Source organism: Pseudomonas sp. HMSC065H01 (assembly GCF_001815235.1).
Taxonomy (GTDB): domain Bacteria; phylum Pseudomonadota; class Gammaproteobacteria; order Pseudomonadales; family Pseudomonadaceae; genus Pseudomonas; species Pseudomonas aeruginosa.
The window spans coordinates 39,396-65,857 of sequence record NZ_KV819843.1 but is presented as its reverse complement, the minus strand read 5'-3'; the positions used below and the strand labels follow the sequence as shown (position 1 = coordinate 65,857).

The following is a 26,462-nucleotide window of genomic DNA, read 5'->3' as shown; positions in this document are numbered from 1 at the left end:
CTGGTCATCGTAGGTGAAGGTGGAATTGCTGCCGGGGCAGTTGGGCGAGGGTTCGCCTTCGATGGCAACGATGCGCTTGATGCCTTGGATCACCTGGAAGCGGTAGGTGGCCTGCTTGCCGTATTCGTTGGTGACGGTGGTGGAGCCGTCATCGTTGTAGGCGAGGGAGACCTTTTCGGCGCCGTTGGCGTGTACGCTGGAGATGGCGCGGCCTTGGTTGTCGTAGGCCCAGGTGGCGAAGCGGCGATTATTGTTATCCTGGATGCCTGTAAGTAGTTTTATGTTCCTCGGGTCGTCATAGAGGTACTGTGTTTTCGTGCTGTATTGCCCATCTGTTCGTGTTACCGAAGTGAGTCGCTGTTCCTTGTCGTATGTGTACTCAATGGATATACCCCCTGTCTGAGCGCGAAGGAGTTGATGGTTGGTTCCCTCCGAGAGAACGAGCTTGTTGCCATGCTCGTCGCTAATCGCAAGATTAGCGCCTCGCTCTACACGATACTTGCGACCCTCCTTGGTGGTGAGTTTAGTGAGTTTTCCACTCTGGTCGAACTCCATCACCTCGTTGAGTTCGGAGGTATATATAAAACTCCCTGGTAACCGGCTGAGCCTACCTAGGTCTGTGATGGAGGTTAGATCTTTTCCCGATCCCGTAAACTCCGAGGCTTTTCCGTTTTCGCGGTAGAGTAGGAAGCCATCATCCTTGCGTGTTATACGCGCAGAATACGAATGTCGCCACAAGCCGTCCAGGCCGTTGTAGTACCGGGTCAACGGGATCGGAATACTTAAGTCGTGTTCAACTTGGTATTTGTTGCCATTGGTGATATTAACCGGATTTCCTGCACAGCCCTCTGGTGGAGGCGGTCCCTTTTCGGGGCCGTTTTTATCTGGAAGCTTACAGCCAGAGTCATCCATTTCGTAACCGGGGTAACAATTGCACTCCCCTGTCTGCTGATTATATTCAGCTCTCAACGGACACGAATCCCCCGCACGATACAAGTTCCAATTAGGGCAACCGCCATTGCAGTATCGAACATCCTTAGGGTTTGAGCGGTAATGATACGTAACGCGGCAATAGCCAATAGGCAAGCTACCTGGATAATTTATAACCGGAACCGCCTCGGTAGATATCCAGCTACTTTCGGTACGATTGAAGGTCTGTCTCGCTTTCTCACACGCCTCAGCGGGCGAGTTCGAAGTACTGCTCGCATAGTTGACAACACTCCACTTATAAAAGCCCCCACCAAAACACATATTCGACACAAGCAGCGAGCCATACAAGACAAATAACAGGCATACCCTATTCACCAAATTCTCCTAGTGTTAGAACCGACCCGCAAATCACGCCGGGCTGTTAGAAGGACGAACGGGACGAACTTGAAGGAATTGGCGACCACCTACAAAACTTCCTTTTTATTTCCTGCCACATCCCTGTTCGCAATGGAGCACCCTCGATCATCTACCCGGCTTACTACTGGCCCCAAATCCAGTGCCGATCATATCCGGCAGTCGAGTTTCGTATAGATGTTCACTGTATTCCGTGAGCCAGTCTTAAGAACCGACGGCGTTTACGCAAATTTCTGTCCGTGATCCAGACGGGAGCAAACGCGCGGCCAAGGTGATTAAGCCAGGAATCTACCGACCTCGGACGAGGTGGCGCAGTCGGCCTGCCTTGCGGCCACCGTCGGGGGGCAAAAACTCCAATGGAGGACGGCCAATGAGGATACCGTCCCGCTATGCCCAAGGACGATGAAACGACACCCCGGCAAAACCGGAAAATCGCCAGTTTGGATCTCCTGCAATGCAGGAAAACTCCCGGTATCTCGCCCAGGCTAAAGGACACAAAACGTTCTTTTGAGCTGGGGACGAAATTCCTGAATTTTCAGGAGAGGGTCGCGCGACCGTGCCCACAATTTTGAGGAGACAGTCAGGCACCGCAGATCACGACCACTACTAATGGGGGAAAGTGAGAAAAACCTACCTTGTCGGACCCACCTCCGAGGGATCCCTCCCGATACGGGTACAAAAGCGTGCCCGTCGCATGTGCCGGAGACTTTCCCGCCATATACCGGAAGATTTTCCGGCATGGCTTGGCCAGGATCTGCAATGATTCCGCACTCCCCCTACGGCCAGAGTCCGGAAAGTTTCTGGTCCCTCCTGATCGGCGGAAAATTCCGCCTATCTCCAGCACCTCATCCGCCTGGATGCGATCTGCCGGCACCGCCCTCAGGCACACCATCACATCGAGCCCAAACCTCGACGTAATGGCACTAGGCTAGAACTGCCCGGAAAACCACAATGAGGACGTGCTCTCGATGAAGGTGAAAGATCTCGAAGCTGCATCCAGCGATGCGCTTGGTAGGGTATTCGGAGGATTAAGACGCGCGCGAAGGTCGCGATGAGAAGGGAAAGCGAGGATCGAGCTTACCGGGAGCGGCGCAGGCCACCCGGTTGTCCTGCTGGCGCTGACGACAGACATTTGAGCTGGCCGGCATGGAAAAGCCCCGTCTGAGCGATTCAGGACGGGGCTTTCTTTTAGGCTTACTGCACCCACCATGCCCCGACAAAGAACTGGCCCAGGAGAAGCGATTTGCGGTAAGTGCCCGATATATTTGGCGTCCCGGAGAGGGGTCGAACCTCCAACCTTCCCCTTAGGAGGGGGATGCTCTATCCAATTGAGCTACCGGGACACGCCGGACATGGCGAGCGGTGCGCCGCGTCCGGGCGGCATGTTAACGGCAGAGAAAGCGTTTGTCATGCCACTGCCACCAAGGCTGCGCATAATTTTCCGCAACCCTGGAGGTGCAGCATGAATCAGACCGTTGCCATTCCCGCCGCACAGGACCTGCCGGACGCCCCGCGCCAGCCGCGGATACCGGACTCCCCCTTCGCCAGCTTCGACGTGCGGATCGCCAGCGAGCACGACGCGCCGCGCCTGTCGTTGCTGCTACAGCAACTCGGTAGCGCCGATCCGCGCCCGGACCCGGCGTTGCTGGCCATCCAGCTGCAACGACCGCGCGGCGACCGGGTCACCCTGGTGGCCGAGCGCGGCGAGCGCCTGCTCGGCACCTGCACCCTGCATCTGATCGAACACCTGGCGCACGATTTCGCCCGCTCGGCGATTCTCGAAGACATGGTGGTCGACCGCCACGCCCGCGGCCAGGGCGTAGGCCGCGAACTGATCGGCCGGGCCGTGGAGCGCGCGCGCAGTTGGGGCTGCTACAAACTGGCGCTTTCCAGTCATCAGGACCGGGAAACCGCGCAGCGCTTCTATGCCGCGCTAGGGTTCACCAGCCACGGCGTAAGCCTGGCGCTGCATCTGGGCTGACATCATCATGCATTTTGCAACCGGTAAAATGCCCATCCGTGCAAAGTGCATGCGAGAGAGTCTAGATCAAATATATAATTCATTGATTTAAAAGGATTTTTTATAGAAAAAAGTTGGCACAACCGCTGCTACAAGACCCTCAGGATCAAACCTTGGCCATCTGCCTGGCAAAGCTACGAAATGGAGGTGAACATGAGCAGCTCACGCAACCTTGTCGGCACCGGACTTCTTTCCCTGCTGGCTCTCGTAGTCTTCCAGAACAGCGCACTGGGCGACGAGGACAGGACGCAGGAACGCAACGGCGAAAGGCCGGTAGTGCTGGACAGCAACGCAACGCCGCAGTGGGCACCCGCTGCGCAACAACTGGTGATCCAGGCGCCCGACGAATCCCCGCGCATCGTCACCGTAGGCGAGGACGAGCGCGGCACGGCGCTGGTGACCGCGGCCGACGAACAGGCCTGGACATTCTGACGAAGCAAGCGCCGGGAGACCGGCATCCAACGACGCTACACCGCCGCACAGGTCCCCGGGATGCTGGCGAGCGGAAAGGGAGAAAGAACATGTGGATCCTGGCTTTGCCGCTGACCGCCCTGGCCCTTTCGGTCGGCGTCTACGGGCTGCTCTGGCTGATAGAGCGCGGAGGAGACGAATATCCAGCGAAGCTTCCGCTGAGCGACAAGGGCGCCACGGAACCTCGGCGCCACTGAGCCGGCACAAGGAACAGCGAGCCCGACGGAGAGGGCTCCGGGAGCGAAACCATGTCACGATCCGCCGTCATTCTTCTGTTCGTAGTGATCGCCAGCGCGATCCTGGCGCTGAGCCTGCCGCCCGAGGCCACCCTCCTCGCCTGGTGCGCCTGGGGTCTGCTGGGCATTTCCGGCGCATGGCTGCTGTTTGCACTGGTGGTAGGTCGGCGAATCCGCTTCGATCCAAGCCTGGACTGATTTCGCCCGCAGCGCTTTGCCGGGCGCTACAGCGTCGCTCACAGCGGCAGGCACACGCCGTCGCGCGCCAGTTCCACCCCTTCGGGCAACGCAGCGGGGTGGTCCAGCAGCCAGGCGTCCAGCGTATGCCCGACGTGAGTCAACACGGCCCGCCGGGGACGCAGCGAGTCGATGCACTCCAATGCCCGCGTGAGGTCGTTGTGGTTGCGCGGCGGCCGCTCCTGCGGCGGCATCGAGCAGTCCAGCACCAGCAGGTCCAGCGGCGCCGCGAGCAATCGCGAGGCGCTGTCCGCCGGCAGCCCGACGGTATCGGTGAGGTAGGCCAGGCGCCGTATCGTTCCCTCCTCGGAAGCCCCCTCCAGCAAGTAGCCGAAGGTTGGCTTCGAGTGGACCAGCGGCAACGCGGTCGCCGCCAGCGCGCCCCACTGGCGCCGCTCGAAGGCGCCGAAGGGCTGGCTGAAATCGAGGATGCCCGGATGCTTGTAGAGGTCGGCGAGGCCCTCCGGGTCGGCCGGGCCGTGCACCGGGATCACCAGACCCTGGCCCCAGCGCAGGTGCAGCAGGCCCTGGGCGTGGTCGGCGTGGTAATGGGTCTGGAGGATGCCATCGAGGCTATGGGGCGGGAAGCGCTCGCAGAGATCGACCAGGCCGCTGTCGATCAGCCAACGCTGGCCGGCGCACTCCAGCAGCGCGCTACAGGGACGGCGACGCAGGCCGGCGTCGGCGCGGGCGTTGCGACAGGCCGGGCAATCGCAACCGTAGACCGGCACCTGGCGGGCGTCGCCGGTGCCGAGCAGGGTCAGGCGCATGCGCGGTCGCTGCCGAGACGGGCCAGGAGGGTGCGTAGCGTGTCGTCGAGATCACCGGAGTTGTCCAGTTGGAACAGCGGGCCCTCCAGGCCGGCGGCGAACTCGGCGTTACGCGCCAGGCGCGCCTCGATTTCCTCGGGGCTTTCCCGGCCGCGCGCCAGCAGGCGCTGGCGCAGCACCTCGGGTTTCACCCCGAGCAGGACCGCGAGCAGATCCGGATAGCGCCGGCGGGCCTGCGCCAGGTAGCCGCGCGAGCCGTTCACCAGCACGTCGTAGCCCTGCGCCAGCCACTCGTCGATCTGCACCGGAATGCCATAGCAAAGGCCGTTGGCGCGCCAGCTCATGGCGAACGCCGAGGCCCGCTCGAGGGTGTCGAACTGCGCCGGAGTCACCGCCTGGGCGTCCTCCCCCACCGCTTCCGCGGAGCGCGTGATCACCCGCCGCACGATACGGCAGCCGCGCAGCGCCAGGGGCTCGCGCGCGGCCTGCAACAGGCTGTCCTTGCCCGAGCCGGAAGGCCCCATCAGATAAATCAGTCTGCCTGTCATCAGAACACTCTCTGCCCGCCGCGCCAGACCTGACGCACCACCGGCTGGTTGTTGCCGAGCGCCCGCGCCTGCAGCAGATCGGCGCGCAGGCCGACGCGGATTTCGCCACGATCGGTCAGCCCGGCGGCCAGCGCCGGGGTACGGCTGACCATCGCCACCGCGCGCGGCAGGTCGTAGCGGATCGCATCATACTCGCTGTGCTCGCCGGCGAGCAGCAAGGCCGCATGCAGCAGGCTGGCCGGATAGTAGTCGCTGGAAAGGATATCCAGCACGCCGATTCCCGCCAGTTGCGCCGCCGCCACGTTGCCCGAGTGGGAACCGCCGCGGACCACGTTGGGCGCGCCCATCAGCACCTGCAGGCCGTGCTCGTGGCTGGCCCTGGCGGCCTCCACGGTGGTCGGGAACTCGGCGATGGCCATGCCGTAGCCGGCCGACTCGCGGACATGCGCGAGGGTCGCGTCGTCATGGCTGGCCACCGACAGGCCGCGTCCCTGGCAGACATCGACGATGGCCGCACGGGCGGCGTCGCTGTAGCGCTCGGAGTTGGCTACCTGCTCGACGATGAAGGCGTCCATCTCGGCATCGCTCAGGTGGTACTTGCCCTGGTAGTACTCGCGGTACTTCTCCAGCCTGGCGAACTGGCGCTGGCCGGGGGCGTGGTCCATCACCGAGACCAGTTGCACCAGCGGATGCTCGACCAGTTCGCGGAACACCTCCAGCGTCTGCGGATGGCTGACCTCGCAACGCAGGTGCAGGCGATGGTCGGCGCGCGCGTCGCCGCTGGCGGCGGCCTCGCCGATGGCCTCGAGCATCTTCGGCAACTGCTGCATGCGCTTGCCCTTGGGGTTGACGTCGCCGATGGACAGCGCGTCGAACACCGTGGTGATTCCCGCGGCGACGATCTGCGCGTCGTGCGCCAGCACCGCCGAGGCCGATGGCCAGTCGACGCCGGGACGCGGGGTCATGTGCTTCTCCAGGTTGTCGGTGTGCAGCTCGACCAGACCGGGCAGCAGGTAGTCGCCCCCCAGGTCCTCGGCCCCGGCCAGGTGGCTGCGGCCTTCGTCGACCGCGGCGATCAGGCCGTCGCGCAGCAGCACGCTGCCGACGAAGACCCGCTCGGCGCTGACTACCCGGGCATTGCTGAGAACGCGTTCAGACGACATGGGCTTGCTCCTGGCGGGAAAGCTCCTGGCTCATGTCCAGGTAGCGGCTGGCCACCGCCTCGCGGGCGGCGCGGTCGTGGAAGATGCCGATCAACGCGGCGCCAGCGGCCTTGGCTTCGCCGATCAGCTCCAGCACTACCTGGCGGTTGGCTTCGTCGAGGGACGCGGTCGGCTCGTCGAGCAGCAGGATCGGCCACTCGACCATGAAGCCGCGGGCAATGTTGACGCGTTGCTGCTCGCCGCCGGAAAAGGTACCCGGCGCCAGTTGCCAGAGGCGTTCCGGGATGTTCAGCCGGGCCAGCAGGCTGCGCGCCCGCAGTTCGGCGCTGTCGCGGCTCCAGCCACGGGCCAGGGCCGGCTCCATGACCACGTCGAGGGTCGCCACCCGCGGGATCACCCGCAGGAACTGGCTGACGTAGCCGAGGGTCTGGCGACGCACGGCGAGCACCTCGCGAGGCTCGGCGCCGACCAGTTCCAACCAGTCGCCGGCGTGGCGCAGGCGGATGCTGCCGCCGGCCGGCAGGTAGTTGCCGTAGAGCGTGCGCAGCAGGGTGCTCTTGCCGGCGCCGGAGCGTCCGTGGAGCACCAGGCATTCGCCGCCGGCGACATTGAAGTTGAGCCCGCGCAGCACATTGAGCACTACGCCCTGTTGCTGGTGCAGGGTGAAGGTCTTGCTGAGGTCGCGGACCTCGATCAGGTTGTTCATCGCTACTTCTCCGGGCGCCCGTCGCGCGGACCGGCGCCGACGCTTCGGCTCAGGGTTGCAGGACCGACGACACCAGCAATTGCGTGTACGGATGCTGCGGGTCGTCGAGAATCTGGTCGGTGAGACCGGCTTCCACCACCCGCGAACGGCGCATGACCATCAGGCGGTCGGCGAGCAGGCGCGCCACCGCCAGGTCGTGGGTGACGATCACCACCGCCAGGTCCAGCTCGCGCACCAGGCCGCGCAGCAGGTCGAGCAGGCGCGCCTGCACCGACACGTCGAGGCCGCCGGTGGGTTCGTCCATGAACACCAGGCGTGGCGCCGAGACCAGGTTGCGGGCGATCTGCAGGCGCTGCTGCATGCCGCCGGAAAAGGTTCGCGGCAGGTCGTCGATGCGCAGCGGATCGATCTCCACCTGTTCCAGCCAGTCCAGCCCGGCCTGGCGCAGCCGACCGTAGTGGCGCACGCCCTGGGCCATCAGCCGTTCGCCGATGTTGGCGCCGGCGGACACGCCCATGCGCAGGCCGTCGCGCGGGTTCTGCTCGACGAAGCCCCACTCGGTGCGCAGCAGGGTGCGCCGCTCGGCTTCGCTGGCGGCGTAGAGGTCCAGCCAGCGGTCGCCGTCGTCGCGGTAGGCGACCGTGCCGGCGTCCGGCGGACAGCGCCCGGAGAGCAACGAGAGCAGGGTCGACTTGCCCGAGCCGGACTCACCGACGATGCCCAGCACCTCGCCGGGGTAGAGATCGAAGTCGACCTCCTGGCAGCCCTTTTCCGGCCCGTACAGGCGGGTCAGGCCACGCACCGAGAGCAGCGGCCGGTCGCGCGCCTCGAGGTTCGCATCGATGGATTCGCAGACCGCGTTCATTGCGCGTCCTCCCCTTCTTCCTGGCAGGCACGCCGCTGCGTGCAGTAATCGGTGTCGGAACAGACGAAGCGCTTGCCGCCACGGTCGTCGACGATCAGTTCGTCCAGGTAGGACTCGTGGCTGCCGCAGAAGGCGCAGCTTTCTTCCCAGCGCTGGACTTCGAAGGGGTGGTCCTCGAAGTCCAGGCTCGCCACCCGGGTGAACGGCGGCACCGCGTACAGGCGTTTCTCGCGACCTGCGCCGAACAGCATCAGCGCCGGGCTCATGTCCAGCTTGGGGTTGTCGAACTTGGGAATTGGCGAGGGATCCATCACGTAGCGCTCGTCCACCGTAACCGGGTAGGCATAGCTGGTGGCGATATGGCCGAAGGTGGCGATGTCCTCGTAGAGCTTCACGTGCATCACCCCGTAGTCGTCGAGCGCATGCATGGTCCGGGTCTCCGCCTCGGAAGGCTCGATGAAGCGCAGCGGCTCGGGGATCGGCACCTGGTAGACCATGATCTGCTCGCCGCTCAGGGCGGTTTCCGGTATCCGGTGGCGGGTCTGGATCACCGTCGCCTCCGGGGTCCGTTCGGTGGTGGCGACCCCGGCGGTGCGGGCGAAGAAACGCCGGATGGATACCGCGTTGGTGGTGTCGTCGGCGCCCTGGTCGATCACCTTGAGCACGTCGTCGGCACCGAGGATGGCCGCGGTCACCTGCATGCCGCCGGTGCCCCAGCCGTAGGGCAGCGGCATCTCGCGGCCGCCGAAGGGCACCTGGTAGCCGGGGATCGCCACCGCCTTGAGCAGGCCGCGGCGGATCATGCGCTTGGTCTGCTCGTCGAGGTAGGCGAAGTTGTAGCCCTGCTCCGGCGCGGCGCTGGCTTGCGGGGAAAGGCTCATGCGCGCTTCTCCTGGTCAGTGGGTTGCGCGGATTCGGCGACGCCGGGACGACGCAGCTTGCGAATCAGCTCCAGCTCGGACTGGAAATCGACGTAGTGCGGCAGCTTCAGGTGCGAGACGAAGCCGCCGGCCTCGACGTTGTCGCAGTGCATCAGGACGAACTCTTCCTGCTGCGCCGGCGACACCACCTCCTCGCCGTAGTCCTCGGCGCGCAGGGCGCGGTCGACCAGGGCCATGCCCATCGCCTTGCGCTCGGCGTAGCCGAAGGCCAGGCCGTAGCCACGGGTGAATTGCGGCAGCTCCTCGCGGGAACCGACGAACTGGTTGACCATCTCGCACTCGGTGACCTCGATCTCGCCCACCGGCACCGCGAAGCCGAGTTCCTCGGGCTCCAGCCAGACCTCGCAGGCGCCGATGCGGATCTCCCCGGCGAACGGATGGTTGCGGCCGTAGCCGCGCTGGGTCGAATAGCCCAGGGCGAGAAGGAAGCCCTCGTCGCCGCGGGCCAGGGCCTGCAGGCGCTGGGCGCGGCCGGTGGGGAAGTCGAGCGGCTCGCGGGTGATATCCGGCACCGCGCCGGGCAGCTCGTACTCCGGCGTCATCAGGCCTTCCCGGTCGAGCAGGCCGAGCACGCGCGGACAAGGCTCCAGGGACGCGCCCCGCTCCACTTCGGGGCCGGGGTAGTCGCCCTCGGCGAGCAGGCTGAAGTCGAGCAGGCGATGGGTATAGTCGAAGGTCGGACCGAGCAGTTGCCCGCCCGGCAGGTCCTTGTAGGTCGCCGAGATACGTCGTTGCAGACGCATCCCGGCGGTGTCCAGCGGCAGGCTGGCGGCGAAGCGCGGCAGCGTGGTGCGGTAGGCGCGGAGAAGGAAGATCGCTTCCATCAGGTCGCCGGCCGCCTGCTTGATCGCCAGTGCCGCCAGTTGCTCGTCGTACAGCGAACCCTCGGTCATCACCCGCGACACGGCCAGCGGCATCTGCTGGCGGATCTGCTCCACCGACAGCTCCGGCAGCGCGGTATCGCCGCGGCGCTTGCGCGCCAGCAGGCGATGGGCGTTGTCGATGGCCTTCTCGCCACCCTTGACGGCTACGTACATCAGGCCACCTCCTCGACGGGTTCGCTGACCCGGGTACTGCGTGGCAGGCCGAGGATGCGCTCGCCGGCGGCGAAGAAGGCATCCAGGCCCCTGGGGAATTCGGTGCGTGCGGCGCGCTGTGCCCAGAACCCGGCGCTCACCGGCAACGCCACCTGGCGCACTTCGGCGATGCCCGGTCCGCGCCACTCCAGCGAGGCGCCGCCATCGAGGCCGGCAAGCTGGATCAGCAGGGTGCAGGACTGGTCCGGATAACGGTCGCTGCCGCTGTCGAAGCCGCTCAGGTCGTCCAGCTCGCCTTCGTCGAGCAAAGCGAACAGCGCCTGCTCACGCTCGGCGACGATCGGGCAGCCGCAATGGAAGGCCAGGTTGGCGCGCAACGTCGGGCTGTCGAGACCCGGCGCCAGCCACAGCGGGGTGTCGGAGTCGAGGAAGCTCAGGCACAGCGCGTAGCTGGCCGGTTGCAACGCGGCCAGCGCCGGTGCGCGGTCGAGGTTGCGCACCAGCCCCGGTTCGGCGAGGGCCTTGAGCGCCGCGCGGAAACTCCGCTGGGCATCCAGGACCGGGTCCTGGAACGCCGGTTGCAATAGCGCGGCGGTATCCGCCGGGCTGGGAAGCGAAGCGCTGGTCATCAATCTTCTCCTCGGACCAGGGTGAAGAACTCCACCTTGGTAGTGGCGATTTCCGCCTCCTGGGCGGCGCGGCGCTCGGCCTGGGTGCGGGCCAGCGGTTCGATCAGGCGCGCCTGCCAGGCCGCCGCGTCGGCGCCCTGCAGGTGCGCGTCGGCCAGGGCGGCCAGTTCGGCGTGGCGCTTGTCGCGCCCGGCGACATAGCTGTAGCCGGTGCGTCCGTCACCGAGCCGCACCACGCAGCGGGTCACGGTCATCTCGCCGAGGTTGAACGGGCTGCCGGTGCCGCCCATGCGTCCGCGCACCAGGGTCATGCCGGTCTCGGCGGCGCGCAGCAGGTGATAGTCGGCATCGCGCAGGGCGTCCGCATGGGCGTCCAGCTCCTCGCGACGGGCGCGGGCGAGCACGCCCATCCAGCGCTGTCGTGCGGCGATGGTGGGATCGGAATGCAAGGCGGTCATGGGCTTCTCCTAGGGGGCGACCTGGTACTGGAAGCGATCGGCGCGGCTGATCGACTGGGCCAGTTCCACCGGTTGGCCGGTACGGTCGCGGGACAGGGTGAGGACGGTGAGCAACGGCGCATGGCGGGGCATCAGCAGGCGCGCCGCCTCCTCGCGATTGGGCAGGCGCGCACCGATCAGGCTGTAGGTGCGGGTCAGCGGCAGGCCTTTGTCGGCCAGGTAGCGACGCAGCGAACCGCCCTGGTAGTCGGCGAGCAGCTCGCTGCGGGAAACGGCGTAGCAATGGCGGATCAGGCTCACTGGCTGTCCGTCGAGGTAACGCAGGGTGGTCAGTTCCAGCACCCGCCCGCCCTCGCCGATCCCCAGGTGGGTGGCCTCGGCGGCGCCGGCCGGACGCTGGCGCGCCTCCAGCAGCCGGGCCTCGACCCGGTGGCCCTGGGCCGAGAGCGACTCGGTGTAGGCGTTGGCGGCGCCCATCGGGTAGATCGTCGGCGCCTCCAGGACCTGGGTGCCCTTGCCCTGGCGCCGCAGCACGCGGCCTTCGAGCACCAGTTCGTCGAGCGCCCGGCGCAGGGTATGGCGGTTCACCGCGAAGCGCTGGGCCAGCTGGATCTCGCCGGGCAGGTAGTCGCCGGGGCGGTAGGCCAGCAGTTCCTGGCGCAGCCGTTCGGCCAGTTCGCGGTACAGCGGTTCGCTTTGTCTAGACAAGTGCATGGTTTGGAAAGGGCGCACCAGGCGCCCTCCTCGCGTCGTCAGATGAACAGCTTGCGCAGGCGTTGTGACAGAACGTCGATCAGGCTCACCACCACGATGATCACGATCAGCACGGCGCAGGTCTGGCCGAACTGGAAGCCGCGGATGGCCTCCCAGAGGATCACGCCGATGCCGCCGGCGCCGACCATCCCGACCACGGTGGCGGAACGTACGTTGGACTCGAAGCGGTACAGCGAATAGGAGATCCACAGCGGCAGGACCTGCGGGATGACCCCGAAGATGACCTCCTGCAGGGCGCTGGCACCGGTGGCGCGGACGCCTTCGACCGGACCGGGGTCGATCGCCTCGACCGCCTCGGCGAAGAGCTTGGCGAGCACCCCGGTGGTGCTGATGAACAGCGCCAGCACGCCGGCGAACGGGCCCAGGCCGACGGCGACCACGAAGAGCATGGCGAAGACCATCTCGTTGATCGAACGGCAGGCATCCATCACCCGCCGCACCGGCTGGTAGACCCACCAGGGCACGATGTTCTCGGAGGCCAGGATCGACAGCGGGATAGCGCAGACGATGGCCAGCACCGTGCCCCAGAGGGCGATCTGCACGGTGACCAGCATCTCGCTGAGGTAGAGCTTCCAGTTGCCGAAGTCCGGCGGGAAGAAGTCGGCGGCGAAGGTCGCCATGTTGCCGGCGTCGCGGAACAGCACGGCCGGGTTCATTTCCGCGCCCTTCCAGGACCAGGCGAGGATGGCGAGGAACAGGCCCCAGCCGACCAGGCGTCCCCAGGATGGCTTGCCGGTGGCGGCCGCCGCGGCGGTGGTGCTCAGAGTGCTCATATCGGGAATCTCGACAGCGGTATTGGCGAATCGGGTGGGGCGCGGCGCCGGCCGCGCCCGGGGTGGATCAGCCGGCGTTGGCGGCGGTTTTCTGCTCGCGCTCGGCCATGCGTTTCTCCAGCTTGGCCAGCTCCTCGTCGAGGGCCTTCAGCTTGGCGGCCTTCTCCTCGGCGCCGAGGTTGGCGTTGTTCGCCACGTCGGTGCGCTGCTTGAACAGCTCGAGCTGGCGGATCGGCAGCAACTGGTCGTCGTCGGAGGGCTGGAACTTCGACCATTGCAGGTCGGCGAGGACCTTCTTCTGCTCGGCGTTGGCGCCGTACTTGAAGAAGAAGTCGCGCAGCTTGTTCTTCTGCTCGTCGCTCAGGTTGTTGCGCCACACCAGCGGGTCGCCCGGGATCAGCGGCGACTTCCAGATCACCTTGAGCTGCCTGGCCTTCTCCGGCTGGGTCAATTCCAGGCGCTCCATGCCCTCGGTATTGAAGGTGGCGACGTCGACCTGCTTGTTGGCCACCGCCAGGGCGTTGACCTCATGGCTGGAGTTGAGGGTGCGCTTGAAAGCCTTGACCGGGTCGACGTTGTTCTTGGCGAACACGTAGTAGCCGGGCACCAGGTAGCCGGACGTGGAGTTCGGATCGCCGTTGCCGAAGGTCAGGCTCTTGGCGTTCGCCAACATGTCCTCGACGCTGTCGATCTTGCTGTCCTTGTTGGCGATCAGCAGGCTCCAGTAGCCCGGCGCGCCACTGGCGGCGACGGTCTGGGCGAAGATCTCGCCGTGGGCGCGATCCACCGCTTCCATGGCGGCCTTGTTGCCGTACCAGGCGATGTCGACCTTGTCGAAACGCATGCCCTGGATGATCCCGGCGTAGTCGGGGGCGAAGAAGGCCTTCACCTGGTAGCCGGTCTGCTGGCTCATGTCCTTGAGGAAGGGTTCCCAGATGCTCTTGAGGTTCTGCGACGACTCGGTGGAGATGATCCCGAAATTGATCACCGGCTGGTCGGCGTGCGCCATCCCGGCAAGGGAGCCGGCGAGCAGGGCGGAAGCCGCGAGCACACGACTGAAGCGTTTCAACATGGAGAGAACTCCTGGGCAGGGTTTGGCGGGTTTTTATGCGGTTCGAATGACGTCAGGCGCGCGCGAGGGTCAGTTCCGGCTGGCTCTCCGCCCCGCGCCGGGCACGGTCGGAAAACAGCAGCGGGGTGTCCCCTTCGGCGCCGTAGAGTTCGTTGAGGAAGCCTTCGGAAAGGTGCTCGCTGCTGCCGTCGAAGAGGATCCGGCCGCCCTTCAGGGCCACCGCGCGCGGGCAATAGCGCAACGCGTAGTCGACCTGATGCAGGGTCACCACCACGGTCTTGCCGTCGTGGCGGTTGATATCGGCGAGGATGTCCATCACCTTGCGCGCCGACTCCGGGTCGAGCGAGGCGATCGGTTCGTCGGCGAGAATCACCTCGGCCTTCTGGGTCAGGGCGCGGGCGATGGCCACGCGCTGCTGCTGGCCGCCGGAAAGGGTCGAGGCGCGCTGCCCGGCGAAATCGGCCAGGCCGACCCGTGCCAGCGCTTCCAGGGCCTGGCGCTTCTGCTCGGCGCTGAACAGCCCCAGCGAACCGCGCCAGCGCGGCATGCGACCGAGGAAGCCGAGCAGGACGTTGTCCAGCACGCTGAGGCGGTTGACCAGGTTGAACTGCTGGAAGATGTAGCCGATGTCGGCGCGCAGGCGACGCACTTCGCCGCTCAGGCGGCCGGACGCCTGCAGGCGGCGACCCAGCACGTCGATGCTGCCGCCGTTGTCGCGGTCGCAGCGGGCAAGCCCGGCGACGTGACGCAGGAGCGTGGATTTGCCGGAGCCGGATGCACCGATCAACGCCACCATCTCGCCCGCCTGGATCTCCAGCCTCAGGTTGAAAAGCGCCTGCTTGCGGGCAAAGGTCTTGTTCAGGCTGTCGACACGGATCACCGCGCTCATCGTTCTCCCTCCAATCGGTTGCACGAAGACGCCAGCGGCGCCATCTGGTGTAGACCAAGATAGAAGGAGACTGTGTCAGCCCGGTGAAGTGACGATGACAGTCGAGTGACAATCCCTTGAACGACCGGTGGTCAGAAGGCCATCATCCAACCCCCAGTAAAAAACTAGGCTTTTGCTGAATCGCTCGCATTTCAGATAGCTGGTACTGGCAAAACGCCGGCACGCAACGCACAATTGACGTCAACTAATTGTTGTTTCCGAAATAACAGACTGAACGGCTAGCGGAAATCGTGGTCATAGGCCCGAGAACAATGAACGCTTCCTCGGCACCGCTTTTCCCTGACTCTACAGGTTCAATGTATGCGCCCACTGAAACAGGCAACTCCTACCTACTCCAGCCGTACCGCTGACAAATTCGTCGTTCGTCTGCCCGAGGGCATGCGTGAGCAGATCGCAGAAGTCGCTCGCAGCCATCACCGCAGCATGAACTCCGAGATCATCGCCCGACTCGAGCAGAGCCTGCTCCAAGAAGGGGCGCTGCAAGACAATCTCGGTGTTCGCCTGGACAGCCCGGAACTCAGCCTGCACGAGCGCGAGCTGCTGCAGCGTTTCCGCCAGCTGACCCACCGTCAGCAGAACGCGCTGGTCGCCCTGATCGCACACGATGCGGAGCTGGCCCAGGCCTGAGCGCCGAAGCCCACGCGTAGCGCTTGAAATGGCCGGCATTCGCCGGCTTTTTCTTTATGGATGACCAAACCATGGGCGAGTAACCGCAAGGCGGTTATCCGCCGGCCCCTGTAGCGGTGGCGTTATCCCTCCAACGCCACGAGGGAGAGCCGAATGAGCTATCGCCTGGCCGCCGATGCCCTGGTCTGGCTGCACCTGGGCTTCATCCTGTTCGTCCTGTTCGGCGGCCTGCTGCCGTTGCGCTGGCCACGCCTGGCCTGGCTGCACCTGCCGGCGGTGGCCTGGGGCTGCGCGGTGGAGTTTCTCGGCCTGCCCTGTCCGCTGACCCCGCTGGAGAATCGTCTGCGCCGGGCCGCCGGGGACGCCGGCTACAGCGGCGGCTTCGTCGAGCACTACCTGTTGCCGCTGATCTATCCCGCCGGCCTGACCCCGGCGGTGCAGTGGATCCTTGGCGCCATCGTTCTGCTGCTCAACCTGATCGCCTACCTGTATCTGTGGCATCGCCGCGGTAGCCGCTGAGCCACGGATGCCACGTCATTCCGTACCTGGATAATGCTGCGCCGGCAGCGAGGCGAATCGTAGGCTGGTCTCCCCTGCCCAGCCCGGAGTCATTCCCATGCATCCCTATTTCAGTCTCGCCGGTCGCGTCGCCCTGGTCACCGGCGGCAGCCGCGGCATCGGCCAGATGATCGCCCAGGGTCTTCTCGAAGCCGGCGCCCGCGTCTTCATCTGCGCACGTGACGCAGAGGCCTGCGCCGACACCGCCACACGCCTCTCGGCCTACGGCGACTGCCAGGCGATCCCCGCCGACCTTTCCAGCGAAGCCGGTGCCCGGCGCCTGGCGGAGGCGCTCGGCGGACTCAGCGCGCGGCTGGATATCCTGGTGAACAACGCCGGCACCAGTTGGGGCGCAGCGCTGGAAAGCTATCCGGTGTCCGGCTGGGAAAAGGTCATGCAGCTCAATGTCACCTCGGTGTTTTCCTGCATCCAGCAACTGCTGCCGCTGCTGCGCCGCTCGGCCAGCGCGGAGAACCCGGCGCGGGTGATCAACATCGGCTCGGTGGCGGGCATCAGCGCCATGGGCGAACAAGCCTATGCCTACGGGCCGAGCAAGGCCGCGCTGCATCAACTGTCGCGGATGCTGGCGAAGGAACTGGTCGGCGAGCACATCAATGTCAATGTGATCGCTCCCGGACGCTTTCCGAGCCGCATGACCCGTCACATCGCCAATGACCCGCAGGCACTGGAGGCGGACAGCGCGTCGATTCCCATGGGCCGCTGGGGTCGCCCGGAGGAGATGGCGGCGCTGGCGATCAGCCTGGCCGGCACCGCCGGCGCCTACATGACCGGCAACGTGATCCCCATCGACGGCGGTTTTCATCTCTGAGCGCCGCCAATCCGGGTAACATGACGCCCCCGACCGCTCGCCTCGTCCCGCCATGACCCACAGCGTTTCTCCCATCGGCTACATCCGCTCCTGCTTCATGGAGAAGTTCGCCATCCCGCGCCAGCCGCTGCTCGCGCCGGCGGCGCGGGGGACCCTGGAACTGCTGCCGCCGTTCGACCAGGTGGAAGCGCTGGAAGGCCTGGAGCAGGTCAGCCATGTCTGGCTGCTGTTCCTCTTCCACCAGGCCCTGGAAGACAAGCCGCGACTGAAGGTGCGCCCGCCGCGCCTGGGCGGCAACCGCTCGCTGGGAGTCTTCGCCACCCGCGCCACCCATCGGCCGAACGGCATCGGCCAGTCGGTGGTGCGCCTGGAGGGCTTCGAAGCGGGGCGCCTGTGGCTTTCCGGAATCGACCTGCTCGACGGCACCCCGGTACTCGATATCAAGCCCTACGTACCCTACGCCGACGCCGTGGCCGACGCCCGCAACGGCATCGCCGACGCGCCGCCGCCGGGCATCGCCGTGGAGTGGAGCGAGCAGGCGCGGCGCCAGGCCCATGAGCACGGCCAGCGGTTGCGGCAGCCGGTAGCCGAGCTGATCGAGCAATGCCTGGCGCAGGACCCACGCCCGGCCTACCAGAAGCCAGAGCCCGGGCGCCGCTACGGGGTGCGCCTGTGGGACCTCGACGTGCATTGGCACTACCCGCGCCCGGACCTGATCCGCGTGCTGGACGTCGCCAGCGGCGATTGAGCCTTCTCAGCGCAGCGGATTGAGCGCCAGCGCGTCGCTTTCGAAGACTTCCTGTTCGAGGATCAGCGGCTCGACCAACGGTCGGCTGTCGCGGAAATGCGCGGTGCGGGTGTGCGCCTCGTAGGCCGCGTCATCGCGATAGACCTCGTAGAGATAGACCAGGTCAGGGTCCTGTCGGTCGCGGGAAACGTCGAACACCAGGCAGCCGGGCTCGGTGGACACGGAAGCGGCGGCGTTGACCTGGATGGCATCGATGAAAGCCTCGGCGCAGCCGGGCCTGAGGCGGGTCTTGATAAAGATGCAGTACACGGAAACTTCCTTTTGTTTTAGATTTATAAAATTATTGTATACAAAAAAGGAAGCAAACCCATGTCCGACCGCCCTGCCCGCCCCTCCCGCCTCAACGGCCTGCGTCACCTCGCCCTGCTGGTGCCCAACCTGGAAGAATGCGAGCGCTTCTATGTCGACGTACTGGGCATGGAAGTGCTGAACCGCGCCAACGAAGACCTGGTGTATCTCACCTGCGGCAACGACAACCTTTCCCTTGGCCGCGCCCACGCTGCCAGCAACGGCCTGCAGACCATGGATCACTACGGCTTCGTCGTCGACAGCGTGGAGGAACTGGAGGCCTGGTACCGTTACCTGAAAGCGCTGGGCGTGACCCTGCTCGACCAACCCTTCGACCACGGCGACGGCGCGCGCAGCTTCCACCTGCTCGACCCGGCGGGCAACAAGGTGCAGCCGCTGTACCATCCAGCGGTATCCGGGCAACGCCTGGCCTGAGCCTCGGGCAGCCCTCTCCCCTCTCCCTGAAGGGAGAGGGGCGACTCGGTACACTGAGTGCCAGCAACCTCGCTTGTTCCTCATCTCCACTTCTTGACTTTCATCAAGCGCGTTCCGCCCCCGCTCCTCCTAGCATCCGGCAACGGAAGCGATTCCACCGCCAGGCGCAGACCCCACAGCAGCGCGGCGTCCCTTTTTTCGCCGGTAGCCAGTAGTAGATGGAACCTATGCGCGCCCTTCGTTTTTCCGCCGGATCGTGGCGGTGTGTCTTCGCCTGGATGCTCCTGCTGGTCGGCCTCGCCGCCCAGGGTGCCGAACTCAGCGAGTTGGAGCGCCTGCGCATCGCCCAGGTATTCCCCGCGGTCGAGCGGATCGGCGACCCCGAAGGCGACTACGGCGTACGCCGCCTGAGCAAGGGCGAGGAAACCCTCGGCTACGCCTTCCAGACCCTCAGCGTCACCGACATCCCGGCCTACTCCGGCAAGCCGATCAACCTGCAGGTGATCCTCGATCCGCAGGCGGTTATCCGCGACGCCTACGTCCTCGAACACCACGAACCGATCCTGCTGATCGGCATCCCGGAAGAGAAGCTGCACGCCTTCAGCGCCAGGTACGACGGCGTGCGCGCCGACCAGCGGGTGGTGGTCGGCCGCTCCAGCGACCCGCAGGCGGTTACCGTCGACGCGGTGAGCGGCGCCACGGTGACGGTGATGGTGGTCAACGAGATCGTCATGCGCGCCGTACATACGGTGGCGGTTTCCCTCGGCCTGATCGAGGACCGCGGCAATGTGCGGCCCAAGCCGGCGCAGGTGCGCCAGCAACCGGCAGCGACGGCGAGCTGGAGCGAATTACTCGGCAACGGCGCGATCCGCCGCCTGCAGTTGAGTCGCGGGCAGATCGACGACGCCTTCAAGGGCAGCGAGGCCGAAGGCATCGGCGAAGCCGACGCGGCGCACCGCGACGAGCCGTTCATCGATCTCTACAGCGCCCTGCTCAACCCTCCCGCGGTGGGCCGCAGCCTGCTCGGCGACAACCAGTACCGCGAACTGATGGCGTCGCTGAAGCCAGGCGAATACGCCTTCGTCGTGCTCGGCGACGGCGAGTATTCCTTCAAGGGTTCCGGCTACGTGCGCGGTGGCATCTTCGATCGGGTCCAACTGCGCCAGTTCGGCGACATCATCAGCTTCCGCGACCTCGACTACCAGCGCCTGTCGGACGTCTACGCCGAAGGCATGCCGGAGTTCCGCGAGATGGCGATCTTCGTCGCCCGCGCCAGCCAGCGTTTCGATCCGGGCTCGCCCTGGACCCTGGAGTTGCTCGTGCGGCGCCAGACCGGCCCGGTGGCGGGGGTATTCACCAGCTTCGAGCTGGCCTGCCAGACGCCCGAGGAATACCTGGAGCGGCCGCAGCCAACGGCCGAGGAACTGGCCGCCCTGGAAGAGGCTGCCCGGCCGCTGTGGCTGCGGGTCTGGTACCAGAAGAGTTTCCAGATCGGGGTCCTCTGTACCGCCCTCGTCCTGCTCCTGGCGATCCTCTTCCTCCAGGACCGCCTGGTGCGACGGCCGCGCCTGATGCAGCGACTGCGCACCGGCTACCTGGCGTTCACCCTGGTCTACCTGGGCTGGTACAGCCTCGGCCAGCTATCGGTGGTCAACGTGCTGACCTTCGTCCACGCGCTGTTCGAAGGCTTCCGCTGGGAGCTGTTCCTCAGCGATCCGCTGCTGTTCATCCTCTGGACCTTCACCGCAGCCAGCCTGCTGCTCTGGGGCCGCGGCGTGTTCTGCGGCTGGCTGTGCCCGTTCGGTGCGCTACAGGAACTGCTCAACGAACTCGCGCGCAAGCTCCGCGTGCCGCAGTTCCAGGTGCCGTTCGCCGTGCACGAGCGGCTCTGGGCGATCAAGTACATCATCCTGCTGGTGCTCTTCGGTCTCTCCCTGGAATCCCTGGCGCTGGCCGAGCAGGCCGCGGAGGTGGAGCCGTTCAAGACCGCCATCACCCTCGGCTTCGACCGCCAGTGGTGGTTCGTCGCCTACGCCGTCGCGCTGCTGGCGGTCAACCTGTTCACCCGCAAGGTCTATTGCCGCTACCTCTGCCCGCTGGGCGCGGCCCTGGCGATCCCGGCCAAGGCGCGCCTATTCGACTGGCTCAAGCGCCGCGCGGAATGCGGCAGGCCCTGCCAGCTCTGTGCCCGCGAATGCGAGATCCAGGCGATCCATCCCGACGGCCGCATCGAGGCCAACGAATGCCACTACTGCCTCGACTGCCAGATGACCTACCACGACCAGGACAAGTGCCCGCCGCTGGTGAACAAGCGCAAGAAGCGCGCGAAGAGCGCGCCGGCGGACAACGCGCGGATACCCGCGGAGAACCTCTGACCTGGCTCCCTTTCCCCTGACTGCCCTTGAGGACGACACGAGATGAGCGACGACACGAAAAGCCCCCACGAAGAAACCCACGGCCTGAACCGCCGCGGCTTCCTCGGCGCCTCGGCGCTGACCGGAGCCGCCGCCCTGGTTGGCGCCAGCGCCCTGGGCAGCGCGGTGGTCGGCCGCGAGGCCCGGGCCGCGGGCAAGGGCGAGCGCAGCAAGGCCGAGGTCGCCCCCGGCGAACTGGATGAGTACTACGGGTTCTGGAGCGGCGGACATTCCGGCGAAGTACGCGTGCTCGGCGTGCCGTCGATGCGCGAGCTGATGCGCATACCGGTGTTCAACGTCGACTCGGCCACCGGCTGGGGCCTGACCAACGAGAGCAAGCGGGTCCTCGGCGACAGCGCGCGCTTCCTCAACGGCGACTGCCACCATCCGCACATCTCGATGACCGACGGCAAGTACGACGGCAAGTACCTGTTCATCAACGACAAGGCCAACAGCCGGGTCGCGCGCATCCGCCTGGACGTCATGAAATGCGACCGCATCGTCACCATTCCCAACGTCCAGGCGATCCACGGCCTGCGCCTGCAAAAGGTGCCGCATACCCGCTACGTGTTCTGCAACGCCGAGTTCATCATCCCCCATCCCAACGACGGCTCGACCTTCGACCTGTCCGGCGACAACGCCTTCACCCTGTACAACGCCATCGACGCCGAGACCATGGAAGTGGCCTGGCAGGTGATCGTCGACGGCAACCTCGACAACACCGACATGGACTACAGCGGCAGGTTCGCCGCCTCCACCTGCTACAACTCGGAAAAGGCCGTCGACCTCGGCGGCATGATGCGCAACGAGCGCGACTGGGTGGTGGTGTTCGACATCCCGCGCATCGAGGCCGAGATCAAGGCGAAGCGCTTCGTCACCCTCGGCGACTCGAAGGTGCCGGTGGTCGACGGCCGGCGCAAGGACGGCAAGGACAGCCCGGTGACCCGCTACATCCCGGTACCGAAGAACCCCCACGGGCTGAACACCTCGCCGGACGGCAAGTACTTCATCGCCAACGGCAAGCTCTCGCCGACCTGCACCATGATCGCCATCGAGCGCCTCGGCGACCTGTTCGCCGGCAAGCTGGCCGACCCGCGCGACGTGGTGGTGGGCGAGCCGGAACTGGGCCTCGGCCCGCTGCACACCACTTTCGATGGCCGAGGCAACGCCTATACCACGCTGTTCATCGACAGCCAGTTGGTGAAGTGGAACCTGGCCGACGCGGTGCGCGCCTACAAGGGCGAGAAGGTCGACTACATCCGCCAGAAGCTCGACGTGCAGTACCAGCCGGGGCACAACCACGCCACCCTGTGCGAGACCAGCGAAGCCGACGGCAAGTGGATCGTGGTGCTCAGCAAGTTCTCCAAGGACCGCTTCCTGCCCACCGGTCCGCTGCACCCGGAGAACGACCAGTTGATCGACATTTCCGGCGAGGAGATGAAACTGGTCCACGACGGCCCGACCTTCGCCGAACCGCACGATTGCATCCTCGCCCGCCGCGACCAGATCAAGACCCGCAAGATCTGGGACCGCAAGGACCCGTTCTTCGCCGAGACGGTCAAGCGCGCGGAAAAGGACGGCATCGACCTGATGAAGGACAACAAGGTCATCCGCGAGGGCAACAAGGTCCGCGTCTACATGGTCTCGATGGCGCCCTCCTTCGGCCTCACCGAGTTCAAGGTGAAGCAGGGCGACGAAGTCACCGTGACCATCACCAACCTCGACGAGATCGAGGACGTGACCCACGGCTTCGTCATGGTCAACCACGGCGTCTGCATGGAGATCAGCCCGCAACAGACCTCGTCGATCACCTTCGTCGCCGATAAGCCCGGGGTGCACTGGTACTACTGCAGCTGGTTCTGCCACGCCCTGCACATGGAAATGTGCGGGCGGATGCTGGTGGAAAAGGCTTGATCCACGCAGCGCGGTCGCTGGCCGGGCGCCAGGCGGGGCCGCTCCTCGCCCTGCTCCTGCTCGGCCTCGCCACGGCCCGCGCGGAGCCGGTCGACGGCCTGCCGCTGCGGGCCGACGGCGATGGCCGCTGGAGCCTGGCGGCGGGCCGCTACGCCGGCAACTTCGTCATCGACCGACCGCTGCACCTGCGCTGCGAGGCCGGCGCCGAACTGGACGGCGGCGGCCACGGCAGCCTGCTGACCCTGACCAGCCCCGGGATCACCATCGAGGGCTGCCGGCTGCGCAACTGGGGGCGCAACCTGACCGAACTCGACGCCGCGATCTTCGTCGGCAAGGCCGCCAGCGGCGCCGTGATCCGCGGCAACGACCTGCGCGGCGCGGGCTTCGGCGTCTGGCTCGACGCCACGGCGGGCGCGCAGGTGCTCGACAACCGCATCGAGGGCGACGAAAGCGTGCGCTCCCAGGATCGCGGCAACGGCATCCACCTCTATGCGGTGAAGGACGCCCTGGTCCGCGGCAACCGGGTCAGCCACACCCGCGACGGGGTCTACATCGACACCTCCAACGACAGCAGCATCGAAGCCAACCGCTTCGAGGACCTGCGCTACGGCGTGCACTACATGTTCACCCACAACAGCCGGGTGACCGACAACCTGACCCGGCGCACCCGCACCGGCTACGCGCTGATGCAGAGCCGCAAGCTGACCGTGACCGGCAACCGCTCCATCGACGACGAGAACTACGGCATCCTGATGAACTACATCACCTACTCGACCCTGGCCGGCAACCGCGTCGAGGGCGTGCGCAGCGGCAGCACCGGCGACGCGATGATTTCCGGCGCCGAGGGCAAGGCGCTGTTCATCTACAACTCGCTGTTCAACCGCATCGAAGGCAACAGCTTCGCCGACAGCGCCCTGGGCATCCACCTCACCGCCGGCTCGGAGGACAATCGCATCGCCGGCAACGCCTTCATAGGCAACCGCCAGCAGGTCAAGTACGTCGCCAGCCGCGAGCAGGAGTGGTCCGCCGACGGCCGCGGCAACTACTGGAGCGACTACCTGGGCTGGGACCGCGACGACGACGGTCTCGGCGACGTCGCCTACGAGCCCAACGACAACGTCGACCGGCTGATCTGGCTGTACCCGCAGGTACGCCTGCTGTTGAACAGCCCGAGCATCGAGCTGCTGCGCTGGGTCCAGCGCGCCTTCCCGGTGGTGCGCTCGCCCGGCGTGCGCGACAGCCATCCGCTGATGCGGATGCCCGCCGCGGAGCCGAGGCCGTGAGCCTGGTCGAGATCGACGGCGCGACCCTGCGCTACGGCGCCCTCACCGCCCTGAGCGGGCTCGACCTGCGCCTGGAGCCCGGCGAGGTGCTCGGCCTGCTCGGCCACAACGGCGCCGGCAAGACCACCACCATCAAGCTGGTCCTCGGCCTGCTGGCCCCCAGCGAAGGCCGCGTGCGGGTCCTCGGCCACGATGCGAGGAGCCTGGAGGCGCGCCGCCAGCTCGGCTACCTGCCGGAGAACGTGACCTTCTACCCGCAGCTCAGCGGCGCGGAAACCCTGCGCCACTTCGCCCGCCTCAAGGGCGTGGCGCCGGCCGAAGCCGCGCGCCTGCTGGAACAGGTCGGCCTCGGCCATGCCGCCAGGCGGCGCCTGAAAACCTACTCGAAGGGCATGCGCCAGCGCCTCGGCCTGGCCCAGGCGCTGCTCGGCGAACCGCGCCTGCTGCTGCTCGACGAACCGACGGTGGGCCTCGACCCGCTGGCCACCGTCGAGCTCTACCAATTGCTCGACCGCCTGCGCGGCCAGGGCACCGGGATCGTCCTTTGCTCCCATGTGCTGCCCGGCGTCGAGACGCACATCGACCGCGCCGCGATTCTCGCCGGCGGCCGCCTGCAAGTGGCCGGCAGCCTCGCCGAATTGCGCCGCAAGGCGGCTCTGCCGACCCGCGTGCGCCTGGCCAGCCCGCATAACCCGCAGTGGCTCGAACGCTGGCACCGGGCCGGCCTGGCGGCGCGGAGACTGGATGGCCAGCGCATCGAGGTACTGCTGGACGATGCCGAGCGCGACGGCGTGCTGGAAGCGCTGCTGGCCGCGCGCGAGTTCGACCTGGAGGTCCTGCCGCCGTCGCTGGAGGACCTCTATCGCCACCACATGTCCCCCGCCCCCGCCGGAGCCACGCCATGCCCGTAGTCTGGACCATCGCCCGCAAGGAACTGGCCGACGGCCTGCGCAATCGCTGGCTGCTGGCGATCAGCCTGCTGTTCGCCCTGCTCTCGGTGGGCATCGCCTGGTTCGGCGCCGCCGCGGCCGGCCAGGTCGGCTTCACCTCGGTGCCGGCGACGGTCGCCAGCCTGACCAGCCTGGCCACCTTCCTGATGCCGCTGATCGCCCTGCTGCTGGCCTACGACGCCATCGTCGGCGAGGAGGAAGGCGGCACCCTGCTGCTGCTCCTGACCTACCCGCTGGGGCGCGGCCAGTTGCTGCTCGGCAAGTTCCTCGGTCACGGCCTGATCCTCGCCCTGGCCACCCTGATCGGCTTCGGCAGCGCGGCGCTGGCGATCCTCGTGCTGGTGCCGGAGGTCGAGGCGGCCATCCTGCTGGGCGCCTTCGGCCGCTTCATGGGTTCCTCGCTGCTGCTCGGCTGCGTGTTCCTCGCCCTGGCCTACGCCCTGAGCAGCCGCGCCAGCGAGAAATCCAGCGCCGCCGGGCAGGCGCTCGGCCTGTGGTTCTTCTTCGTCCTGCTGTTCGACCTGGCCCTGCTGGCGATCCTGGTCCTCAGCCAGGGTCACCTGAGCCCGCGGCTGCTGCCCTGGCTGTTGCTGCTCAACCCGACCGACCTCTACCGGCTGATCAACCTGTCCGGCTTCGACGCAGCCGCCGCCGGCGGGGTGGTTCCCCTGGCCAGCGACCTGCCGGTGTCCGCCAGCGCCCTCTGGCTGGCCCTGGCCCTCTGGGCCGGCGCTGCCCTGGCGCTGGCCCACGGCCTGTTCCGCCGCCGCCCCATCTGACTCACGAGGTTCCGCCATGCAACGTCATACCCTCCCCCTGCGCCCTCTGCTCGGCACGCTCCTGCTCGGCCTGCTGCTGGCCGGCTGCGATGCGTCGCGGGACGACGCCACGGCACTCGGCCCGGTGCCGATCGCCAGCGGCGACGAATGCCACGTCTGCGGCATGCTCATCGAGGAAATGCCCGGTCCCAAGGGCGAGGCGGTGCTTCCCGGCGCGGTGCGCAAGTTCTGCTCCACCGCCGAACTGTTCGGCTGGTGGCTGCAACCGGAAAACCGCCAGGGCCAGGCGCGCCTGTATGTCCACGACATGAGCCAGGCCGACTGGCGGCACCCCGACGACGCCCGCCTGATCGACGCCACCCGCGCCTACTACGTGGTCGGCATCCAGCGGCCGGGCGGCATGGGCGCCACCCTCGCCTCGTTCGCCGACGAAGAGGCCGCGACGCGCCTGGCGGCCGAGGAAGGCGGCCGGGTACTGCGCTTCGACGAGATCGACCAGGCGGTGCTGCAAGGCGTGGGCGGCGACCACCCGCACCGGCACCCGGCGCACTGAGCGTGGGCCGGAAAGCAGAAAGCCCCTGCCG

General features: G+C 66.5%; 30 protein-coding genes and 1 tRNA gene. 15 read left to right on the top strand and 16 right to left on the bottom strand.

The features are described 5' to 3' along the window. On the bottom strand, positions 1-912 hold a 912-nt coding region (locus HMPREF3014_RS33045), incomplete at its 3' end, for a DUF6531 domain-containing protein (protein ID WP_168171858.1). Between the two features lie 1,698 nt (positions 913-2,610). Continuing rightward, positions 2,611-2,687: transfer RNA gene (locus tag HMPREF3014_RS04580), tRNA-Arg, on the bottom strand. 119 nt (positions 2,688-2,806) lie between these two features. On the opposite strand from HMPREF3014_RS04580, the gene HMPREF3014_RS04575 reads away from it, so the two are divergent. The 4 genes from HMPREF3014_RS04575 to HMPREF3014_RS04560 all read left to right on the top strand — a co-directional run bounded on the left by HMPREF3014_RS04575 (position 2,807) and on the right by HMPREF3014_RS04560 (position 4,269). Continuing rightward, complete coding sequence (locus HMPREF3014_RS04575) at positions 2,807-3,325, top strand: GNAT family N-acetyltransferase (RefSeq protein WP_003091762.1); 519 nt, start codon at positions 2,807-2,809, stop codon at positions 3,323-3,325. Positions 3,326-3,517: 192 nt separating this feature from the next. Continuing rightward, positions 3,518-3,796 carry a hypothetical protein gene (locus HMPREF3014_RS04570; RefSeq protein ID WP_003113127.1) on the top strand — a complete coding sequence of 93 codons (279 nt, stop codon included), beginning with the start codon at positions 3,518-3,520 and terminating at the stop codon, positions 3,794-3,796. Positions 3,797-3,885: 89 nt separating this feature from the next. Then, positions 3,886-4,032: a hypothetical protein gene (locus HMPREF3014_RS04565; protein ID WP_003091766.1), complete on the top strand. Its 147-nt coding sequence runs from the start codon at positions 3,886-3,888 to the stop codon at positions 4,030-4,032. Between the two features lie 51 nt (positions 4,033-4,083). Continuing rightward, positions 4,084-4,269, top strand: a complete 186-nt coding sequence (locus HMPREF3014_RS04560) for a PA3371 family protein (RefSeq protein WP_003098706.1) — start codon at positions 4,084-4,086, stop codon at positions 4,267-4,269. Positions 4,270-4,307: 38 nt separating this feature from the next. On the opposite strand, the gene phnP is transcribed toward HMPREF3014_RS04560, so the two are convergent. The 13 genes from phnP to phnC all read right to left on the bottom strand — a co-directional run bounded on the left by phnP (position 4,308) and on the right by phnC (position 14,933). Further along, positions 4,308-5,078: a phosphonate metabolism protein PhnP gene (gene phnP / locus HMPREF3014_RS04555; protein WP_003117564.1), complete on the bottom strand. Its 771-nt coding sequence runs from the start codon at positions 5,076-5,078 to the stop codon at positions 4,308-4,310. After that, entirely contained in the window at positions 5,069-5,626 is a 558-nt protein-coding gene (phnN, locus tag HMPREF3014_RS04550) for a phosphonate metabolism protein/1,5-bisphosphokinase (PRPP-forming) PhnN (RefSeq protein ID WP_003098703.1), read from the bottom strand. The genes phnP and phnN overlap by 10 nt, the downstream gene beginning before the upstream one ends. After that, entirely contained in the window at positions 5,626-6,789 is a 1,164-nt protein-coding gene (locus HMPREF3014_RS04545; protein WP_003091776.1) for an alpha-D-ribose 1-methylphosphonate 5-triphosphate diphosphatase, read from the bottom strand. The genes phnN and HMPREF3014_RS04545 overlap by 1 nt, the downstream gene beginning before the upstream one ends. Continuing rightward, on the bottom strand, positions 6,779-7,495 hold the full coding sequence (phnL, locus tag HMPREF3014_RS04540) for a phosphonate C-P lyase system protein PhnL (RefSeq protein ID WP_003098702.1): 717 nt from the start codon (positions 7,493-7,495) through the stop codon (positions 6,779-6,781). The genes HMPREF3014_RS04545 and phnL overlap by 11 nt, the downstream gene beginning before the upstream one ends. 49 nt (positions 7,496-7,544) lie before the next feature. Continuing rightward, on the bottom strand, positions 7,545-8,360 hold the full coding sequence (gene phnK / locus HMPREF3014_RS04535; RefSeq protein WP_023086007.1) for a phosphonate C-P lyase system protein PhnK: 816 nt from the start codon (positions 8,358-8,360) through the stop codon (positions 7,545-7,547). After that, a complete protein-coding gene (locus HMPREF3014_RS04530) occupies positions 8,357-9,241 on the bottom strand; it encodes an alpha-D-ribose 1-methylphosphonate 5-phosphate C-P-lyase PhnJ (RefSeq protein WP_003098700.1) in 885 nt (294 codons plus the stop codon). Before HMPREF3014_RS04530 ends, phnK begins: the two co-directional genes overlap by 4 nt. Continuing rightward, positions 9,238-10,338, bottom strand: coding sequence for a carbon-phosphorus lyase complex subunit (locus HMPREF3014_RS04525; RefSeq protein ID WP_023086006.1), 1,101 nt, complete (start codon positions 10,336-10,338; stop codon positions 9,238-9,240). The genes HMPREF3014_RS04530 and HMPREF3014_RS04525 overlap by 4 nt, the downstream gene beginning before the upstream one ends. Further along, positions 10,338-10,967 carry a phosphonate C-P lyase system protein PhnH gene (gene phnH, locus HMPREF3014_RS04520; RefSeq protein ID WP_003113122.1) on the bottom strand — a complete coding sequence of 210 codons (630 nt, stop codon included), beginning with the start codon at positions 10,965-10,967 and terminating at the stop codon, positions 10,338-10,340. The genes HMPREF3014_RS04525 and phnH overlap by 1 nt, the downstream gene beginning before the upstream one ends. After that, positions 10,967-11,425 (bottom strand): phosphonate C-P lyase system protein PhnG, encoded by a 459-nt coding sequence (gene phnG, locus HMPREF3014_RS04515; RefSeq protein WP_003098697.1) that lies wholly within the window; start codon positions 11,423-11,425, stop codon positions 10,967-10,969. Before phnG ends, phnH begins: the two co-directional genes overlap by 1 nt. Positions 11,426-11,434: 9 nt before the next feature. Beyond that, the gene (gene phnF, locus HMPREF3014_RS04510; protein ID WP_003091792.1) at positions 11,435-12,157 is read right to left on the bottom strand and encodes a phosphonate metabolism transcriptional regulator PhnF; all 723 of its coding nucleotides are present in this window, start codon (positions 12,155-12,157) and stop codon (positions 11,435-11,437) included. A gap of 20 nt (positions 12,158-12,177) precedes the next feature. Continuing rightward, entirely contained in the window at positions 12,178-12,972 is a 795-nt protein-coding gene (phnE, locus tag HMPREF3014_RS04505) for a phosphonate ABC transporter, permease protein PhnE (protein ID WP_003091793.1), read from the bottom strand. Between the two features lie 67 nt (positions 12,973-13,039). Further along, positions 13,040-14,044 (bottom strand): phosphonate ABC transporter substrate-binding protein, encoded by a 1,005-nt coding sequence (phnD, locus tag HMPREF3014_RS04500; RefSeq protein ID WP_003091795.1) that lies wholly within the window; start codon positions 14,042-14,044, stop codon positions 13,040-13,042. A 52-nt stretch (positions 14,045-14,096) separates the two neighbouring features. Then, the gene (gene phnC / locus HMPREF3014_RS04495; protein WP_003098696.1) at positions 14,097-14,933 is read right to left on the bottom strand and encodes a phosphonate ABC transporter ATP-binding protein; all 837 of its coding nucleotides are present in this window, start codon (positions 14,931-14,933) and stop codon (positions 14,097-14,099) included. A 360-nt stretch (positions 14,934-15,293) separates the two neighbouring features. On the opposite strand from phnC, the gene amrZ reads away from it, so the two are divergent. The 4 genes from amrZ (at position 15,294) to tsaA (ending at position 17,755) form a co-directional block, all read left to right on the top strand. Then, positions 15,294-15,620, top strand: a complete 327-nt coding sequence (gene amrZ / locus HMPREF3014_RS04490) for a transcriptional regulator AmrZ (RefSeq protein ID WP_003091802.1) — start codon at positions 15,294-15,296, stop codon at positions 15,618-15,620. A gap of 153 nt (positions 15,621-15,773) precedes the next feature. Continuing rightward, entirely contained in the window at positions 15,774-16,139 is a 366-nt protein-coding gene (locus HMPREF3014_RS04485; protein WP_009876857.1) for a DUF2784 domain-containing protein, read from the top strand. A 97-nt stretch (positions 16,140-16,236) separates the two neighbouring features. After that, positions 16,237-17,007 (top strand): 3-oxoacyl-ACP reductase RhlG, encoded by a 771-nt coding sequence (gene rhlG / locus HMPREF3014_RS04480; RefSeq protein WP_003117561.1) that lies wholly within the window; start codon positions 16,237-16,239, stop codon positions 17,005-17,007. 52 nt (positions 17,008-17,059) lie between these two features. Beyond that, positions 17,060-17,755 (top strand): tRNA (N6-threonylcarbamoyladenosine(37)-N6)-methyltransferase TrmO, encoded by a 696-nt coding sequence (gene tsaA, locus HMPREF3014_RS04475; protein WP_003119612.1) that lies wholly within the window; start codon positions 17,060-17,062, stop codon positions 17,753-17,755. A 6-nt stretch (positions 17,756-17,761) separates the two neighbouring features. Here tsaA and HMPREF3014_RS04470 read toward each other — a convergent pair whose 3' ends face one another. Beyond that, a complete protein-coding gene (locus tag HMPREF3014_RS04470) occupies positions 17,762-18,064 on the bottom strand; it encodes a heme-binding protein (protein ID WP_003098690.1) in 303 nt (100 codons plus the stop codon). A 60-nt stretch (positions 18,065-18,124) separates the two neighbouring features. On the opposite strand from HMPREF3014_RS04470, the gene HMPREF3014_RS04465 reads away from it, so the two are divergent. The 7 genes from HMPREF3014_RS04465 (at position 18,125) to HMPREF3014_RS04435 (ending at position 26,431) form a co-directional block, all read left to right on the top strand. Next, the gene (locus HMPREF3014_RS04465) at positions 18,125-18,538 is read left to right on the top strand and encodes a VOC family protein (protein ID WP_003098688.1); all 414 of its coding nucleotides are present in this window, start codon (positions 18,125-18,127) and stop codon (positions 18,536-18,538) included. A gap of 227 nt (positions 18,539-18,765) precedes the next feature. After that, positions 18,766-20,913 carry a transcriptional regulator NosR gene (gene nosR, locus HMPREF3014_RS04460; protein ID WP_023087126.1) on the top strand — a complete coding sequence of 716 codons (2,148 nt, stop codon included), beginning with the start codon at positions 18,766-18,768 and terminating at the stop codon, positions 20,911-20,913. A gap of 42 nt (positions 20,914-20,955) precedes the next feature. Then, positions 20,956-22,866 carry a TAT-dependent nitrous-oxide reductase gene (gene nosZ / locus HMPREF3014_RS04455; RefSeq protein WP_003098686.1) on the top strand — a complete coding sequence of 637 codons (1,911 nt, stop codon included), beginning with the start codon at positions 20,956-20,958 and terminating at the stop codon, positions 22,864-22,866. Next, positions 22,863-24,149 (top strand): nitrous oxide reductase family maturation protein NosD, encoded by a 1,287-nt coding sequence (locus HMPREF3014_RS04450; RefSeq protein ID WP_009876859.1) that lies wholly within the window; start codon positions 22,863-22,865, stop codon positions 24,147-24,149. Before nosZ ends, HMPREF3014_RS04450 begins: the two co-directional genes overlap by 4 nt. Continuing rightward, positions 24,146-25,060 (top strand): ABC transporter ATP-binding protein, encoded by a 915-nt coding sequence (locus tag HMPREF3014_RS04445; RefSeq protein WP_009876860.1) that lies wholly within the window; start codon positions 24,146-24,148, stop codon positions 25,058-25,060. Before HMPREF3014_RS04450 ends, HMPREF3014_RS04445 begins: the two co-directional genes overlap by 4 nt. After that, positions 25,051-25,878 (top strand): ABC transporter permease, encoded by an 828-nt coding sequence (locus HMPREF3014_RS04440; protein WP_003091826.1) that lies wholly within the window; start codon positions 25,051-25,053, stop codon positions 25,876-25,878. The genes HMPREF3014_RS04445 and HMPREF3014_RS04440 overlap by 10 nt, the downstream gene beginning before the upstream one ends. 16 nt (positions 25,879-25,894) lie before the next feature. Further along, positions 25,895-26,431 carry a nitrous oxide reductase accessory protein NosL gene (locus tag HMPREF3014_RS04435; RefSeq protein ID WP_003091829.1) on the top strand — a complete coding sequence of 179 codons (537 nt, stop codon included), beginning with the start codon at positions 25,895-25,897 and terminating at the stop codon, positions 26,429-26,431. Positions 26,432-26,462: the final 31 nt, after the last annotated feature.

Excerpts from the sequence above, each read along its gene's own strand:
- phnH (WP_003113122.1), bottom strand. The coding sequence starts at position 10,967 with ATGACCAGCGCTTCGCTTCCCAGCCCGGCGGATACCGCCGCGCTATTG.
- HMPREF3014_RS04525 (WP_023086006.1), bottom strand. The coding sequence starts at position 10,338 with ATGTACGTAGCCGTCAAGGGTGGCGAGAAGGCCATCGACAACGCCCAT.
- phnD (WP_003091795.1), bottom strand. The coding sequence starts at position 14,044 with ATGTTGAAACGCTTCAGTCGTGTGCTCGCGGCTTCCGCCCTGCTCGCC.
- phnG (WP_003098697.1), bottom strand. The coding sequence starts at position 11,425 with ATGACCGCCTTGCATTCCGATCCCACCATCGCCGCACGACAGCGCTGG.
- phnL (WP_003098702.1), bottom strand. The coding sequence starts at position 7,495 with ATGAACAACCTGATCGAGGTCCGCGACCTCAGCAAGACCTTCACCCTG.
- phnP (WP_003117564.1), bottom strand. The coding sequence starts at position 5,078 with ATGCGCCTGACCCTGCTCGGCACCGGCGACGCCCGCCAGGTGCCGGTC.
- tsaA (WP_003119612.1), top strand. The coding sequence starts at position 17,060 with ATGACCCACAGCGTTTCTCCCATCGGCTACATCCGCTCCTGCTTCATG.
- phnE (WP_003091793.1), bottom strand. The coding sequence starts at position 12,972 with ATGAGCACTCTGAGCACCACCGCCGCGGCGGCCGCCACCGGCAAGCCA.
- HMPREF3014_RS04575 (WP_003091762.1), top strand. The coding sequence starts at position 2,807 with ATGAATCAGACCGTTGCCATTCCCGCCGCACAGGACCTGCCGGACGCC.
- HMPREF3014_RS04560 (WP_003098706.1), top strand. The coding sequence starts at position 4,084 with ATGTCACGATCCGCCGTCATTCTTCTGTTCGTAGTGATCGCCAGCGCG.
- HMPREF3014_RS04485 (WP_009876857.1), top strand. The coding sequence starts at position 15,774 with ATGAGCTATCGCCTGGCCGCCGATGCCCTGGTCTGGCTGCACCTGGGC.
- HMPREF3014_RS04465 (WP_003098688.1), top strand. The coding sequence starts at position 18,125 with ATGTCCGACCGCCCTGCCCGCCCCTCCCGCCTCAACGGCCTGCGTCAC.
- HMPREF3014_RS04570 (WP_003113127.1), top strand. The coding sequence starts at position 3,518 with ATGAGCAGCTCACGCAACCTTGTCGGCACCGGACTTCTTTCCCTGCTG.
- amrZ (WP_003091802.1), top strand. The coding sequence starts at position 15,294 with ATGCGCCCACTGAAACAGGCAACTCCTACCTACTCCAGCCGTACCGCT.
- rhlG (WP_003117561.1), top strand. The coding sequence starts at position 16,237 with ATGCATCCCTATTTCAGTCTCGCCGGTCGCGTCGCCCTGGTCACCGGC.
- HMPREF3014_RS04545 (WP_003091776.1), bottom strand. The coding sequence starts at position 6,789 with ATGTCGTCTGAACGCGTTCTCAGCAATGCCCGGGTAGTCAGCGCCGAG.
- nosR (WP_023087126.1), top strand. The coding sequence starts at position 18,766 with ATGCGCGCCCTTCGTTTTTCCGCCGGATCGTGGCGGTGTGTCTTCGCC.
- phnK (WP_023086007.1), bottom strand. The coding sequence starts at position 8,360 with ATGAACGCGGTCTGCGAATCCATCGATGCGAACCTCGAGGCGCGCGAC.
- HMPREF3014_RS04435 (WP_003091829.1), top strand. The coding sequence starts at position 25,895 with ATGCAACGTCATACCCTCCCCCTGCGCCCTCTGCTCGGCACGCTCCTG.
- HMPREF3014_RS04530 (WP_003098700.1), bottom strand. The coding sequence starts at position 9,241 with ATGAGCCTTTCCCCGCAAGCCAGCGCCGCGCCGGAGCAGGGCTACAAC.
- HMPREF3014_RS04440 (WP_003091826.1), top strand. The coding sequence starts at position 25,051 with ATGCCCGTAGTCTGGACCATCGCCCGCAAGGAACTGGCCGACGGCCTG.
- phnN (WP_003098703.1), bottom strand. The coding sequence starts at position 5,626 with ATGACAGGCAGACTGATTTATCTGATGGGGCCTTCCGGCTCGGGCAAG.
- nosZ (WP_003098686.1), top strand. The coding sequence starts at position 20,956 with ATGAGCGACGACACGAAAAGCCCCCACGAAGAAACCCACGGCCTGAAC.
- phnC (WP_003098696.1), bottom strand. The coding sequence starts at position 14,933 with ATGAGCGCGGTGATCCGTGTCGACAGCCTGAACAAGACCTTTGCCCGC.
- HMPREF3014_RS04565 (WP_003091766.1), top strand. The coding sequence starts at position 3,886 with ATGTGGATCCTGGCTTTGCCGCTGACCGCCCTGGCCCTTTCGGTCGGC.